Annotated in this window: 16 protein-coding genes and 1 pseudogene; 9 read left to right on the top strand and 8 right to left on the bottom strand. The window is 62.4% G+C overall.

Features of this window, described 5'->3' with window-relative positions:
• Positions 1-25: 25 nt before the first annotated feature.
• Both G6N15_RS21070 and G6N15_RS21065 read left to right on the top strand, forming a co-directional pair.
• Positions 26-1,228: a hypothetical protein gene (locus tag G6N15_RS21070; protein ID WP_083086938.1), complete on the top strand. Its 1,203-nt coding sequence runs from the start codon at positions 26-28 to the stop codon at positions 1,226-1,228.
• Positions 1,228-2,145 carry an ABC transporter substrate-binding protein gene (locus tag G6N15_RS21065; RefSeq protein WP_163748188.1) on the top strand — a complete coding sequence of 306 codons (918 nt, stop codon included), beginning with the start codon at positions 1,228-1,230 and terminating at the stop codon, positions 2,143-2,145. Before G6N15_RS21070 ends, G6N15_RS21065 begins: the two co-directional genes overlap by 1 nt.
• 93 nt (positions 2,146-2,238) lie before the next feature.
• On the opposite strand, the gene G6N15_RS21060 is transcribed toward G6N15_RS21065, so the two are convergent.
• Positions 2,239-2,469 carry a hypothetical protein gene (locus G6N15_RS21060; RefSeq protein ID WP_139797768.1) on the bottom strand — a complete coding sequence of 77 codons (231 nt, stop codon included), beginning with the start codon at positions 2,467-2,469 and terminating at the stop codon, positions 2,239-2,241.
• A gap of 25 nt (positions 2,470-2,494) precedes the next feature.
• Between G6N15_RS21060 and G6N15_RS21055 the strand changes: the two genes are divergently transcribed.
• Both G6N15_RS21055 and G6N15_RS21050 read left to right on the top strand, forming a co-directional pair.
• On the top strand, positions 2,495-3,280 hold the full coding sequence (locus tag G6N15_RS21055) for an alpha/beta fold hydrolase (protein WP_083086940.1): 786 nt from the start codon (positions 2,495-2,497) through the stop codon (positions 3,278-3,280).
• Positions 3,281-3,345: 65 nt separating this feature from the next.
• Positions 3,346-4,008, top strand: coding sequence for a class I SAM-dependent methyltransferase (locus G6N15_RS21050; RefSeq protein WP_083086941.1), 663 nt, complete (start codon positions 3,346-3,348; stop codon positions 4,006-4,008).
• A 442-nt stretch (positions 4,009-4,450) separates the two neighbouring features.
• Here G6N15_RS21050 and G6N15_RS21045 read toward each other — a convergent pair whose 3' ends face one another.
• The 3 genes from G6N15_RS21045 to G6N15_RS21035 all read right to left on the bottom strand — a co-directional run bounded on the left by G6N15_RS21045 (position 4,451) and on the right by G6N15_RS21035 (position 6,227).
• Positions 4,451-4,873 (bottom strand): type II toxin-antitoxin system VapC family toxin, encoded by a 423-nt coding sequence (locus G6N15_RS21045; RefSeq protein ID WP_083086944.1) that lies wholly within the window; start codon positions 4,871-4,873, stop codon positions 4,451-4,453.
• The gene (locus G6N15_RS21040; RefSeq protein ID WP_083086945.1) at positions 4,870-5,106 is read right to left on the bottom strand and encodes a type II toxin-antitoxin system Phd/YefM family antitoxin; all 237 of its coding nucleotides are present in this window, start codon (positions 5,104-5,106) and stop codon (positions 4,870-4,872) included. The genes G6N15_RS21045 and G6N15_RS21040 overlap by 4 nt, the downstream gene beginning before the upstream one ends.
• 512 nt (positions 5,107-5,618) lie before the next feature.
• Complete coding sequence (locus tag G6N15_RS21035) at positions 5,619-6,227, bottom strand: LGFP repeat-containing protein (RefSeq protein WP_083086947.1); 609 nt, start codon at positions 6,225-6,227, stop codon at positions 5,619-5,621.
• 873 nt (positions 6,228-7,100) lie between these two features.
• Here G6N15_RS21035 and G6N15_RS21030 point away from each other — a divergent pair.
• Positions 7,101-7,556: an MPT63 family protein gene (locus tag G6N15_RS21030; protein WP_083086948.1), complete on the top strand. Its 456-nt coding sequence runs from the start codon at positions 7,101-7,103 to the stop codon at positions 7,554-7,556.
• Positions 7,557-7,709: 153 nt separating this feature from the next.
• On the opposite strand, the gene G6N15_RS21025 is transcribed toward G6N15_RS21030, so the two are convergent.
• Positions 7,710-7,892 carry a type II toxin-antitoxin system PemK/MazF family toxin gene (locus G6N15_RS21025; protein ID WP_083086950.1) on the bottom strand — a complete coding sequence of 61 codons (183 nt, stop codon included), beginning with the start codon at positions 7,890-7,892 and terminating at the stop codon, positions 7,710-7,712.
• A 63-nt stretch (positions 7,893-7,955) separates the two neighbouring features.
• Here G6N15_RS21025 and G6N15_RS21020 point away from each other — a divergent pair, with 63 nt between their 5' ends.
• Positions 7,956-8,690: a FadR/GntR family transcriptional regulator gene (locus G6N15_RS21020; protein WP_083086952.1), complete on the top strand. Its 735-nt coding sequence runs from the start codon at positions 7,956-7,958 to the stop codon at positions 8,688-8,690.
• Entirely contained in the window at positions 8,687-9,343 is a 657-nt protein-coding gene (locus tag G6N15_RS21015; protein WP_083086954.1) for a sterol desaturase family protein, read from the top strand. The genes G6N15_RS21020 and G6N15_RS21015 overlap by 4 nt, the downstream gene beginning before the upstream one ends.
• A gap of 38 nt (positions 9,344-9,381) precedes the next feature.
• Here G6N15_RS21015 and G6N15_RS21010 read toward each other — a convergent pair whose 3' ends face one another.
• The 3 genes from G6N15_RS21010 to G6N15_RS21000 form a co-directional block, all read right to left on the bottom strand.
• Complete coding sequence (locus tag G6N15_RS21010) at positions 9,382-10,071, bottom strand: type 1 glutamine amidotransferase domain-containing protein (protein ID WP_083086957.1); 690 nt, start codon at positions 10,069-10,071, stop codon at positions 9,382-9,384.
• A gap of 111 nt (positions 10,072-10,182) precedes the next feature.
• Positions 10,183-10,611 carry a cellulose-binding domain-containing protein gene (locus tag G6N15_RS21005; RefSeq protein ID WP_083086959.1) on the bottom strand — a complete coding sequence of 143 codons (429 nt, stop codon included), beginning with the start codon at positions 10,609-10,611 and terminating at the stop codon, positions 10,183-10,185.
• A 226-nt stretch (positions 10,612-10,837) separates the two neighbouring features.
• Positions 10,838-11,932, bottom strand: coding sequence for an alpha/beta fold hydrolase (locus G6N15_RS21000; protein WP_232070296.1), 1,095 nt, complete (start codon positions 11,930-11,932; stop codon positions 10,838-10,840).
• 227 nt (positions 11,933-12,159) lie between these two features.
• On the opposite strand from G6N15_RS21000, the pseudogene G6N15_RS23630 reads away from it, so the two are divergent.
• Positions 12,160-12,681 (top strand): annotated as a pseudogene (locus tag G6N15_RS23630) (peroxiredoxin); the annotation flags it as partial.
• On the top strand, positions 12,667-13,122 hold the full coding sequence (locus G6N15_RS23625) for a DUF742 domain-containing protein (protein ID WP_232070498.1): 456 nt from the start codon (positions 12,667-12,669) through the stop codon (positions 13,120-13,122). The pseudogene G6N15_RS23630 and the gene G6N15_RS23625, both read left to right, overlap by 15 nt.
• The last annotated feature ends 35 nt before the right edge of the window (positions 13,123-13,157 follow it).

Genomic DNA, 13,157 nt, shown 5'->3' with positions numbered 1-13,157 from the left:
GGTTCGTGGAAGTTGGCAGGTACGAATGGTTGATACCGACGCGCAAGACCGGCAGGACGATGTCTTCGACAGCCTGGTGGGGGCCGGCACGTTAACGGAAAGTCAAGCTTTGGCGCTTCGTCGCGAGGCGCGCGATCGCGGGCTCTACGACGCACAGGGCAACCTGGTGCCGGAGGCTGGGAAGCGTCTGGTGCTGGGCCGGGCACTCAACGTCATCTCGGGGGCCGTGGCCATGATGATGGGTGTGCCCCACGGTGGAGCTGACAGCGGGTTGCGGGGAAACGTTTGGCGCCAAAGCAGCGAGGTGATGGGTTCAGAGCGTCCGGAGATCATCGCCCAGGCCTTCGCGGGTGACAGTTGGGCCGATATCGCCAGCCGTTTCGGCGGGGAGATAGGGCGGGATCGTCTGGTGCGCGAGATGACCGATGTGACGATCAAAACCCTCGATCAGTCTGTCGATTCCGCCGCCATCAGCGACGAGCAACGCGATGCACTAGCGATATTGCTATCGGCGCGGGTGGACCACATTATGGACCATCACATGGGCATCCCTGCCAAGCTCACGGCGGTGATCGATCGTGTAACCGAGGTTCTCGGGCTGACCACAGAGCAGATCCGACAGCGACTGTACGCAGGCGAAAGCCCCGTCCAAATCGCTGCCAGTCAGGGGGTGGACCGCTCTGTGCTCGTCAGCACCATAGTCAGTGTCTTGATCGAGCCGCTGAAAGATGTTGTGGCTGTGGGCCGGTTAACGGCCGAGGAAATCCCGGCGTTGCAGACTCTGCTGGCAGGGCGGATTTCCCGCCTGGTCGACGGGAACGCGGCCACCTGGTTCCCCGCGGACTACCAGCCGCAGAGAGTCCCCCGCGACCCGTCTGCAGCACCGGCCGCCGTGGGCGCGGTGGCCCGGCGGGCCAGCGAGATCATCGGGCTGAGTGTCAAGGAGATTCGTCAGCGCTACTTCGCCGGCGAGAGCCTCACCGACATGGCAGAAGAGCGGCATGTCGATCGCGACGCGCTGATCAATGAGCTAGCGGCAACGGCCACCGAGCACATTCACGCGGCGGTGGCCGACCGCACCACAGCGGCGGAGCGTGACGCGCTGTCAAAGCTGGTGCAAGTCCGTGTGGGCCGGCTGGTCACCCACGTTGTCAGGTCGCGGCTGTCCGAAGACGCTCGCCGACTCGGGAGCACCCTGGCCAAGGTTGGCTGGAGGGCGCGGTCCTAGTGCGGCCGGCCTGGATCGCTCGATGCCGCGCCGCGCATTGGAGGACGAATGATGCCGGAAATCAGCCGCCGGGAGCGCTACCGGCCCGATGGGCTCTTGAGCAAGGGTACTTCGATCAAGCCGGTTTCGATCGGGTCGTTCTGCAGCCCTACACCGATGCCAACGACATGTCTCCCCTGCTGGATGGCCAAGCTGACTTCCTCGTGGCCGGATGGTCAACGGCAGCGGAGACCGTACAGCAGAAACGAGTCAAGCTCCTGGCTGTGACAGGGTTCGCGGTCGCCCGCTCGGGCTGGTGCAATTTGCTTGTCCTACCCGACTCAAACTTTAGGGAGCCCAATGATCTCATCGATGTGCGCATCGGTGTGCCCGGTCTGGGGTCAACCGCCCATGAGTTGGTGTGGGACATCCTCGGTCAGCTGAAAGTCGACCGCAGCCGCGTTGAGTTCCTGCCGATACCAATCTTTTCGCTCGGATCGGCATTGGCAAGCAAGCAGGCGGATGCGATTTGCCTTCCCGACCCCTATTGCACGACGTTTCGACTTCAGTTAAACGCGAGGGTGTTGATCAATCTCTTTGACGAGCGTTGGGGCTGGCAGGATCAGCCGCAGAGCGCAGTGTGGACCACGCGCGACTACGCGCAAAAGAACCCCGCTACCGTGTCGGCATTCCGCACGGCCCTAAAACAGGGCACCACGTATGTGAACAGCCACCCAGACGACGCCCAGGCAGCGGTCAGAGCGATGATCACCCGTCTGCCGGGTATCGACCCCGATGGACACTACGTGTTCAACGGCTTCGACATGGTGATTGATGAGCGCTATGTCCAGCGCAAACTTGATATCCACTATGCGTGCTGGGCCGAACATACGGCCGAACAGGACAGAATTACCGCGGCTCAACTCATCGAGTGCTAGCTGTGCGCCCGCCAATCAACCACGGGCGCAATGCAATACGGGAGGAGTCAGTTTGAAGCTGTATGCCAGAATGGTGAAGTCGCGCTGCCCAGTCTACCCGGCGGATATTCGTGACATGCTCGCGATGCTGGAAGAAGAGATGTGCCGTACACCCAGCGCGAGCAAGGTTTTCGGCATATCTGCTTTTTCCACCTCCTCGACCGTGCCGCCACGGGCGGAAAAGTCTTCTCGATCACCATCCACGACATCCAAGAGGATCTCGACACTGCTGGCGTGAATCTGCCCGAGTCGTGCGCGTAAATCGCACTGCCGCCGATCGGCCATGTGACAGAAAGCGAGGGTAACCAGGGTGGCAACCTATGTGCTCGTCCACGGCGGATTTGACAGCGGTCGCAGATGGATTCCCGTCGCGACCCTATTGCGTCAGGTCGGCCATCGCGTCTATACACCCACACTGTTGGGCATCGGCGAGCGGGCTCATCTCGCCAGCTCCGAGACCGGCCTGTACGCACAGGTGCAAGATGTCATCGAGCTATTCCACACCAACGATCTTCGAGACGTCATCCTTGTCGGTCACAGCTACGGCGGCATGGTTATCACCGCCATAGCCGGAGAAATCCCTGACCGGATCGCCCACCTGATCTATCTCGACGCGATGGCGCCGCACGATGGCGAAGCCGTCGCCGATATCATCCCCCGCCTCGTCAACAGGATGCGCAAGCAAGCCGTGGCCCACGGAGACGGATGGTGGTTACCGGCCGGGGCGTGGCTACCCCATCTCGGCAAGATCGTGAGCCGCGTCATCGGCTTTTTTGAAGGCCACCACGAGGATCCGGCCGACCAGAACGTAACTGGAGCACCGTTGAGGATGTTCGAGGAACCCATCCATATGACCCACCCTGACCTGATGAGCAGCATCCCGCGGACCTACATCGTTTGCACCGGCGGGACCTTAGTCGGCCAGCTGCTGATGACCGGCTTCCGCTCCGCATTGCACCCCAGGCTGCGACCGCCTCGCGGCCCAAACTGGCGCCACCGCCGACTACCCACCACGCACCGCGCCATGATCACCATGCCGCACGAGGTCGCGCGGCTTCTGCTGGAACCAGCGACGGGCGAACCGCAACTCCGGTGAGCACGCCCCCAGGCGATACGTAATAGCTCGGACACCGCAACCGTCGACACCAGAAGGGATCACGTATGAACCGTGACGTCTTGCGCCTTGTATATCAGGCGTTGTCCCGCATCGGATCGAACGAGTCGCTGATGGCCTCCGACGTCCCAGACCGATGGCTGGTGGAGCACATCGAAGGCCAACACCGACTCCCACCGGGCCGCGCGCTTGACCTCGGCTGCGGGGCGGGACGCAACACTGTTTACCTTGCCCGCCAAGGCTGGGACGCGTTAGGCATCGACGTGATCGGCCGCGCCATCGACATCGCGCGATCCCGAGCGATCGGCGACGCAGCGAACGCACGATTCCTCCAAGGTGATGTGACCCGACTCGATGACCTGAGCGTCGGCGACGGCTACACGCTGATCAACGACAGCGGCTGCTACTACGGCCTGGCCAAGAACCGGCGAGACGCCTACGCCGAGGGTGTCACCCGCGTCGCGGCCCCCGGGGCACTGCTCCTCATGGCCGGCTGCACCAAAATCCCCGGCATCGTTGCCGGCATCTCCGAGCAGGATCTGCGCCGCCGCCTCCCCGCGTGGGAACTGCAGACCAGTGCCGTGGTGCCCGTCAGCGAGATCCAGCGCCACACCCGCATCCCGCTCCCGCTCAAAGTCGGCCTGCAAAGTGGCCGCCTGCAGATCCGCCGCTTCGAACTATCGCGCCGACGCCCTGGCTTATCTGCTTAAGGAAGGAATTATGTCTCATCGTGCGGTAAATCCGTGGCCCCGCAAGGTGAAAACGACACACGACCGCGCCGGCCACCAACATGCCGCTGTCAACGACCATGTTGCCGGAGCCTCCACCGCTCACCGACCAGCAGCGCTACGCCGATCGGAATGGCGTCGCCAGTGCCTGCACCTGTGGTCATGACCGACCAAACGCGCGTGCTGGTGCGCCCGCCGGGGGTCAACACACGACAGGAGACATTGCGAGCCCCTGGACAGAAGTGCCAGTTACATTGAGACGCTTCACTGTCCGCGCCGCGTCAAATTTCTGGCATAACGCCCGCTCACCAGTGTCAGATTGATTGAGACTGGACACCTGCAATAGCCGCCAACGGCCTGTGAGCAGCCAGTCATTCGAAACGATCGGCACACAAGCGACGACCAGCTGTGCCGGCCTATTCCCCTATCGCTGACGTGGATTCGTAACCGGGCAGACTTCCAGCCTCGGTATTCCCGTGAAGTCGTCTGGATTGCATGTGTATAGCGGCACCTTATGCGCGATCGCACTCGCTGCGATGAGCGCATCGTAGGCGCGCGCAGCCGGCTTACGCCCTGATGCGCGCAACGCTGCGGCGACGCCGCCAAACGACCGCGCGCAATCGTCATCGAATGGAACTACATCGAAGTCGGCTTCAGCCTGCTGTAGATGATGCTGACGGGCACTGCGCTCAGCATCGTCGTGCGCGACATGTGGACCCACAGACAACTCCGCCAGTGTTATCGCGCTTATCACCGCTTCGTCAGGAAGCTCGGTTGGGTCGGCGATCTCGCCGAGAAGGATCACTGTAGAGGTGTCCAGCATTCCCTCGCGCGGCGCCTCCGTCATAGCGACGGATCGATTAGGTTGTCGACATCGCGCCGAAGGGCGTATGGGTTCACCCGCGGAAGATTCTTGCGCCGACGAATCAGTTCAGCCGGGCCGACCCTCGTACGAGGGAGCGGGCGAAGTTCGGCCACGGCGGTGCCATCGCGTGTAATCACTATGCGTTCGCCGTGTTCAACGCGGCGAAGCACCTCTCCGCCCTTATTCCGCAGATCGCGCACGGTAACAGTGCTCATGACCGCCAGTGTATCACCGGTGAGACAGCAGTGGAGATCGTAGCTCAAGAGCCGTTAGGGATCCTCTGCTCGCCGACCAAGCCGCAGACGTCCCCATGAGACGGCCCGGCCCCTACGAGCTCGCCGCAGCAGCACTCTTCCTCGCCTCGGGCGACGCTAGCTTCATTACCGGCATCGAATTGTCCGCGGACTCGGCCGGACAACTCTAAACCAGTAACCAGGCCCGATGACCCGCTAGCGGCGGACGGGTAGCCGCCGCGACTCTGGCCACTAGCAGAATACGCGGGAATCGAATATGCCGACTGACCGGTAACCCACTGCATAGCGCATCTGACGAATCAGCACCCTTGACCCTCCCGACCGCCGACACATCCACCGATTTCGTTTGCCGCCCAAGGCCTTCCGTTGCGGTTCTACGAAAATGACCTTTCGCGAAGACGCTCAAGTACCTGCGTGATCGCGTCGTGCATCAAATCCACGATATTTGCGGTTTGATGAACGCCTGATTCGGGCTACAGCCCGGATGGTACGACCTTGCCGTTTACCGTCACATCGACCTGGCCGGTCTTCGGGTTGTACTCGATCCTGCCGTGCTCGAAATTCGACACGAGCAGATCGCCGACGGTGTTCTCGTCGCTGATGGGCAAGCCCAGAGGGCCTGCCGAACCGTTATTGCCGGTGATCGCAGGCGCGCCGTCCCGGTCGCGCGGGATATTCCAGGCCTCCCGGATCTTGCCCAGGGTGATATATGCGGGCGTGCCAGCCTCGTCGTTCTTGGCGGTGATGACGCCGCCTTGGAACTGCTGGAACACCACGCCGCTCTCGCGTTTTCCCGCGTTGCGGTCACCCGTCAGTGGCTTGCCGAGAGCCGCCCTCTGATTCTCGGTTGCCGACGAGTACTTCGCAGCGATCGGGCCGGTCAGGGTCACCTCGACGTCGCTCTCCCCTATGAGCTTCACCTCGGTGGGCTGCGCTGGGGTTTTAGCCGTGGAGCTGGCGTTCACCCCAACCTGAGGCGGTGCCGACGCTTCGACGCTCTTGCCATTGCTGCAGCCCACGGTGATCAGCGCGACGGCGGCCAGGCCGACGACTCCCGCGTGGCGGTAGGCGATCGTTCTCATCGGCTTCCTCTCGCGTCTTCTTGAGTGGCGCAGGCAGTCGCGGTCTTCGTAGCTCCGAAAAACTTATAACGCGGTCAGAGACGGCAAGTCAGAGCACCCGAATAAGGTCCAGCGGTGCTCGATGAAATCCACCATGGGCTCGGCGGGCGAGTTCCATGAGATCCATTGATGTCTGGCACTGAACAATACGCGGGAGTTGAAGATGCAGAGCTGCCAGTAAAGTCATCCATATTGCCAAATATGCGGCGCTGCACCGTATTTCGACACGATCGTTCTGTAGTTGTATCGTGTTGTTGTGCAATATAAGTCGCTTGTCGGAGCGCTCACCTACCGTTAGCCGGATGCAAAACCCAGACACCGTCGACGACGGCGATGCAGCCGACAAGAACTGCTGGCCAGTGTCGCCGAACACGTCCACGACCCCACCAAGAAAGCGCTCGTTGCCGATTTTCTGCTCACAATGAGGCCACTGGCAGAATGGTCCTCCGCCGACCTCGACATGCTCACCCAAACCTGCGCTACGTGATCATCTGGTTCGGACGAGCCGCGAACTCGACAAGCGCAACGGTGGCGCGCCATGACAAAGATGGGGCCGGCTCAGACGCTCCGCGGGTGTATCTGCCTCCCTGCTTGAGCTCACCCTATTTGTGAGCGACGTCGACGTCGACGAGCCGGGCCATCCGCACATGGTCGACGGCGGGATCGGGCGCAGCGCTGCGTTCCAGCTTTTCTGATATCGAGTTAATCAACGGGCCCCAGGATCGACAAGCGCGCTAGCAAACATCAGGTTTGAAATTCCGCGCTTCGGATAAACCTCACTTGCGAATCAGCTGCCGCTCTTGGACAGCCGGCACATCACGAAGGGAGCCTGACGTGGCATTCTCACACATTGCATCGAAAACAACGGCAGCAACAGCTGTATTGGCGGCGGCCGGAATCTTCGCGGCGACACCCGCATTCGCCGATCCGCAGGTGCTGCAATTCGGCCAGATGGCAGAGATTTCCAGTATGGGCGGCACCATCGACTACACCGTGAGCAACCTGCAGCCCAGCGGCCACAACGACGGCGTGTGGTACTCCGACGTCACGGCCAAAGGTGTGAGCGGTAACGCAACACCGAACATTGCCGACTTCAACGCTCGGGCGGTCAACAGCTCCACGTACGCGGTGATGAAGGGTAACCAGATTGACGGCCTTCCTGAAGGGCCACTCCCCTTAGGCAGCCCTGTTACAGGGCGGCTTTACTTTGACGTTCGCAACGGTACGAACCCCGACAGTGTGGTCTACCGGGACGCCGGAGGCGCGGACAAGGTCGTCTGGAAAGGCTAGCAACTCGACTCGCGTGCCCCCGCCTCATAGGGCAATACGCACAAATCGAATATGCAGCATTACCGGTAAGTCTCCGCATATTGCATCATGTTGTCAGACGCGAACCCGCCTGAGGCCCAAGCGGTTTGGATTTGGTTCCGGTGCTCGATGGCGTTAGAGATCCAACACGATGCGCAGCGCTGCATCTATTCGTCGCATCTCTTCCAGGCTGAGATAACCAACACTCTTGCCTAGTCGGCTAGGGTCGACGGTCGCGGCCTGGTCGGCTCGCACGCGCGTGAGGCGGCCATCGAGTCTGCCCGACCACCGAATAGACGGCCGCAGACTCGAATCCATTAAGGAGCTTGCTACTGGTCTGACCACTTGACGTCTAGCCAGTTTCACGGCATGTTTAGGCCTATGGCTCTGCGGCCGGTGACTCGACGATCGATACCCGAATACGTCTTCGAGCAGATCATGTCTAATGTGCTCAGCGGCGAGATGGCGCCCGGAGAGACGCTGCCCAATGAGCGCAAGCTCGCCGAAGTGCTCGGCGTGTCCCGGCCGACGGTTCGTGAGGCGCTCAAGCGCCTCAGCGCCGCCGGCCTGGTCGAAGTTCGGCACGGGGACGCCACCACCGTGCGGGATTACCGCCGCCACGCAGGCCTGGACCTGCTGCCCCGCTTGTTGCTCCGCGGGGGCGATCGGGCTGATGAGCTGAACGTGGCAGTCGTGCGCAGCATCTTGGAGGCCCGGCTGCACAACGGGCCCAAAGTTGCCGAGCTGGCTGCAGAACGCGGCGGCCCGCAGGCGGCCGGCCTGCTCGCTGGCGCCGTGGATGCACTTGCCGCCGAGAAGGACCCGGTGGAGCATCAGCGCGCCGCGTTGACGTTCTGGGATCACGTCGTCGACGCCGCCGACTCCATCGTCTTCCGGCTGATGTTCAACACCTTGCGTGCTACCTACGAACCCGCACTATCGGCCCTTGCCACAGTGATGGCCGCCGAGGTCAGTCGCACAGAGCTGTATCGGCAGCTGGCACAGGCGATCAGCGCAGGCGACCCGGCGGCCGCCAAACGCGCCGCGACCGAACTGCTCGAGCCGGCCACCCACGACCTGCTCGCCGCTCTTTCTGGCTTGGATGAACGGCGGTGACAACACGCGCACGCAGCAACTTCGCCCTGGCCGAGGCGGGCCGGGAGTTTTGGCGCCACCCTTCCCCCTGGGCTCTCTCACTGACGTTCGCAGGGGCGCTGACGACCCGGATCGTCGTCGGCGACTGGCAGCTCACCGATGCCGTGCTGCCGGCACTGATGGTGGCCACGTTTCCGGTTTTGGAGTGGATCATCCATGTCGGCATCCTGCACTGGCGGCCGCGCAGTGTCGGCCGCTTCGTCGTGGATCCGCTACTGGCACGCAAACATCGCGAGCATCACTGCGACCCGCGGAAAGTCGAGCTCATCTTCATGCCGTGGCAGAGCCTGCTCTGGGTGCTCCCGACGGCGGTCGCCATAGCGTTGGTGGCCTTCCCGAGACTCGGTCTCGGGCTGACGTACCTGGTCTGCTTGACGGCCCTCGGGCTGGCCTACGAGTGGACGCACTACCTAATCCACACCGACTACAAGCCTAAAACCAGTCTGTACCGGTCGATTTGGCGTAACCACCGACGGCACCACTTCAAAAACGAACACTACTGGTTCACCGTCACCACCACCGGAACTGCCGATCGACTGCTCGGCACGTATCCGGATCAATCGACGGTACCGACGTCTGCGACAGCCAAGGATCTTCACGGCGCTACGCGCTGAGGCGCGCTAGAACGGCACCTCGGTCGCGCCCCGCTGGTTCACCTGCCCAGCGCCCAGACAATCTTTTTCGCAGTAGCCTTGGCAGATCCCGGATTCTGGCCTGTTACCAGCCGCCCGTCGACAACGACGTGGGAAGCAAAAGGAATCAGACCCTTTTCGTACCGGGCGCCGCGCTTCTTGATTTCCGCTTCGGCGTTGTAGGGCACCAACTTGTGGACCCGGGCCAGGACCTCCTCGGACCAGGCGAACCCGGTGAGCTTGCGCCCCGCAACCAAGAGCGATCCGTCCGAGAGCCTCGTGTTGAGCAGGCCGCAGTAGCCGTGGCAGACCGAGGACACGACTCCCCCGCGCTCGAAGATCTCGCGCGTGATACGTTGCAGGCCTTCGCTGTCCGGGAAGTCGTACATGACCGCGTGACCGCCGGTGAAGTAAATCGCGTCATAATCCGCCGAGTCAATCTCATCGGGTGAGGCGGTGTTGGCCAGCAACGCCATCTTCGTATCGTCGGCCTTCCACGCCTTGGCGCTCTTGCCGAAATTGGGGAACTTCAACGAACGCGGCTCCAGCGGTGAAGGGCCGCCCTTCGGGCTGACGATCGTCTGCTCGTAACCCGCTTCGGCGAAGACGTCATAGGCGTGGCTCAGCTCCGAGAGCCACAGCCCGGTTGGCTCGGCGGGGTCGTCGTAGTGGGCGACGTTGGAGACGACGTTGAGGATGCGCTTGGTCATCCTCCCAGGATTCCACCGACAGCCCGGGGCGTCACCGGGCTTTCCCCTCGGCCGGCCACAACCCAGCCATCCGCGGATCCCCGATGACTCGGCCTCAGTGTGCAGTCGTCGTTAGGTGCAAGGATATTGCCTGTTGAGCAGACAATTCGACGGTGGCGAGTAGGAACCGGTCAACACGCCCCGGAAACCGCCGGTGGCTGAACCACCGGGTGCAATGACGCGATTCCAATTCGCGGGGGCGAGAACATAGTGCGTGCCAGATTGTGCAATGGTGCTATTCCACGTGTGCGAGACGGATTCTCCGACCGGCAAGTCGAAGTCAATCCTCCAATCGCTTAGCGGCGCTGTGCTCAAGTTGGTGATTGCGAAGCGGGCGATGAAACCGGTCTGCCATGTATGTTCCACCCTCAATGTCGCCGTGGCCGCAGCCGCATGAGCTACGGGGGTGATCGCGAGTCCGAGGATGGCAACTATCAATGCCGAGACGGTTGCATGAAGCGCTGTGCGCCAGCACTTCACGTAATTGCCCGCTCCGGCCATAGCAGCCAACGCTAAAGCCAACCAGGCGATATCGGCCCTTGCATCGCGGGGGGCTGCAGTACCTTTGCGCAACTGAGACCGTCACGAGATTTGAGCCTCGATCCACCGAACTGCATCGGGACGCGGAGTCGTTCGGCCGCCAACAATCCAGCGGCCAGATGGACTACGCGACTATGGCCGCTGTCCAGACCGGATCTGGGTGTTCTGGCGGATCACCGACCGCGTCTTACGCATGTGCTTGGCCGCCCACCGTTGATATGTTCGTCGCGTCCACGACATCCGCTCGTGGGTGCGCTGGGCGTCGCGCATCCGCTCGAGTTTGACCTGCTGGGGTTCCTCTACACCGATTTCGGTGATGCCCTACATCGATGAATTTGAACAACAGTGAATCGGGGTCGAGCAGTTCGCGCTCCCAAGCCGCATGATCGTTGACATCCTCGATGCCGATCGTGTCCGCGGCGTTGCGGATCACCTCGCCGAGTTCCGCGCCTAGCAATTGGCGAAACGCATCGGCGCCCTGCCGCGGATTGGCGATCATCCAGGAGTGGTACGCATCGGGCACCTTGTATAGCGTGCCGTCGCATTCGTCGGCGATTTCGCGTGCGCAGGCAAACGGCACGATCATGTCTTTTTCGCCATGCACCACAATCGTGGGCATCCCCTCGGTGCGCATGGTGCGCAGCATCGGCGTGTAATCACCAGACTCGATGATGGCCTTGATTGTCCGGATGGCTCCCAACGGATTAAGCAAGTTAGGTGTCGCTACCGACGTGAGCAAGCGCAAGTATCCGACCTGCTCGCCGGTTCCTAGCCGCATCGGGTCTTCCAGCGTGTCGCGGATCGCGGTGAAAGCCGCACCCAATGCCCTGTTTGGAGACTTCACCAGGTTCGGGATGGAGTTGTCGAACCGAGCCCCGGCCGCCGGGTCGAACAGCACGGCGGCAAGCACTCGTTCGGGGGCGCGTGCAGCCAGTTGGATGGTCATCCGTCCACCCATTGAGTGGCCGACGAACACCGCTTGCCCGACGCCGAGCGCGTCCAATGTGTGCAGCACTGAGTCGGCGCGATCGCTGAAGCCACAGGCATCTTTCGGCAGTCGCCAGGTGTCGCCGTGACCGGCGGCATCGACGGCGACGACCAGGAATCCCAGACCGGCGATCCGGCTGAGCATGCGTAGATATGCGCGACGACTCAGCAGGATCCCGTGCATGAAGACCAACGGCACTCCCCGGCCGCCGATGGAAAGTCCAACTTGGCGACCGTCGTCGAGATCCACGATGTGATGGGTCAGACGGATCCGGCTTTGTGATGTCTTAGTCATCGCCACATGGCAGCGTCTGTTGATGTCGTGGGTGACCGCTCCGGCGCGTTCGGTGGACAGGTACCGGTGCTCGACGCGCCAGTCCTCCCGTCGTCGACTCGATACCGCTTCCTCGCACCCAAACTGACTACCCCCATACACGCGGGGCACACCCGTAGCTGCGCGGCGATGACCGAATTATCTCCAGTCGTGCGTTGCGCAGAGCCTCCCAGCGTTACTCTTTGCCGATGATCGCCGGGGAGAAGGCGCCCGACTTCACTCTTTTGGATCACACCGGCCGGCCTCGGACACTGTCCGCGTTCCTTTCCAAAGGGCCGGTTGTGCTGTTCTTCTTCCCACTAGCGTCCTCCCCGATCTGTACCGCCCAGGCCTGTCATTTTCGAGACCTGAGCAGCGAATTCGCTGCGGCGGGCGCCCAGCGGGTAGGCATCAGCACCGACACCGTCGACAAACAGGCCCACTTCGCCCAACAGCGCTCGTTCGACTATCCCCTGCTCTCGGACGCGGACGGCGTGGTGTCCGAGCTGTTCGGGGTGCGCCGAGGCAGGCTCGCCAAGCTGCGTAAATCCGTCGTCGCGCGTGAGACGGGCCGGCGTGGCCGGCACGCTCGGCGCCGTGGCCTGCTGGCCGGACTGCTGCCGGTCAGACGGACCACATTCGTCATCGACACCGACCGCACCATCCTCAAAGTCGTCTCCAGCGAGGTGCGCGCATCGGTGCACGCCGATGAGGCCTTGAGGTTCTTGCAGAACCACGACGTCCGAGAGAGGCACACCGACACGCATCAGCAGTCGGACGGTAAGGACAACGCGATCGGTGACTGGTTCACAGAACCGGAAACGGCGGACGAACCGAGCCTGGTCCGGCCATACGCGCTGACGGCAGGCCGTACTGACCCTGATGCCAACCTGGCACCCGAGGCTCCGGTCGAAGCGCTCAGGACAGCTAAGCCGCCGCACTGGCGGAGAAATGATGTGCGGAATCAGATCCTGACGTCGTGCGCGCACAGCCCCTCGGTCGCAGAGATCGCCGCTCGTCTGTCCTTGCCGCTCGGTGCGACGCGGTTTCTGGTCGACGACCTGGCGACACAAGGTTATTTGCGGGTGCACGCACCGCTCGGTGACTCGATGACACTCGACGAACGGCGCGAACTGATACGAAGAACCCTGCGCGGCCTACGCGCACTCTGAGGCGCGGGCGCCGCCGGGGTGCACACTTGCGGTAT

It is taken from the genome of Mycobacterium noviomagense (assembly GCF_010731635.1).
GTDB lineage: Bacteria > Actinomycetota > Actinomycetes > Mycobacteriales > Mycobacteriaceae > Mycobacterium > Mycobacterium noviomagense.
This window is presented reverse-complemented; position numbering and strand designations above follow the sequence as displayed.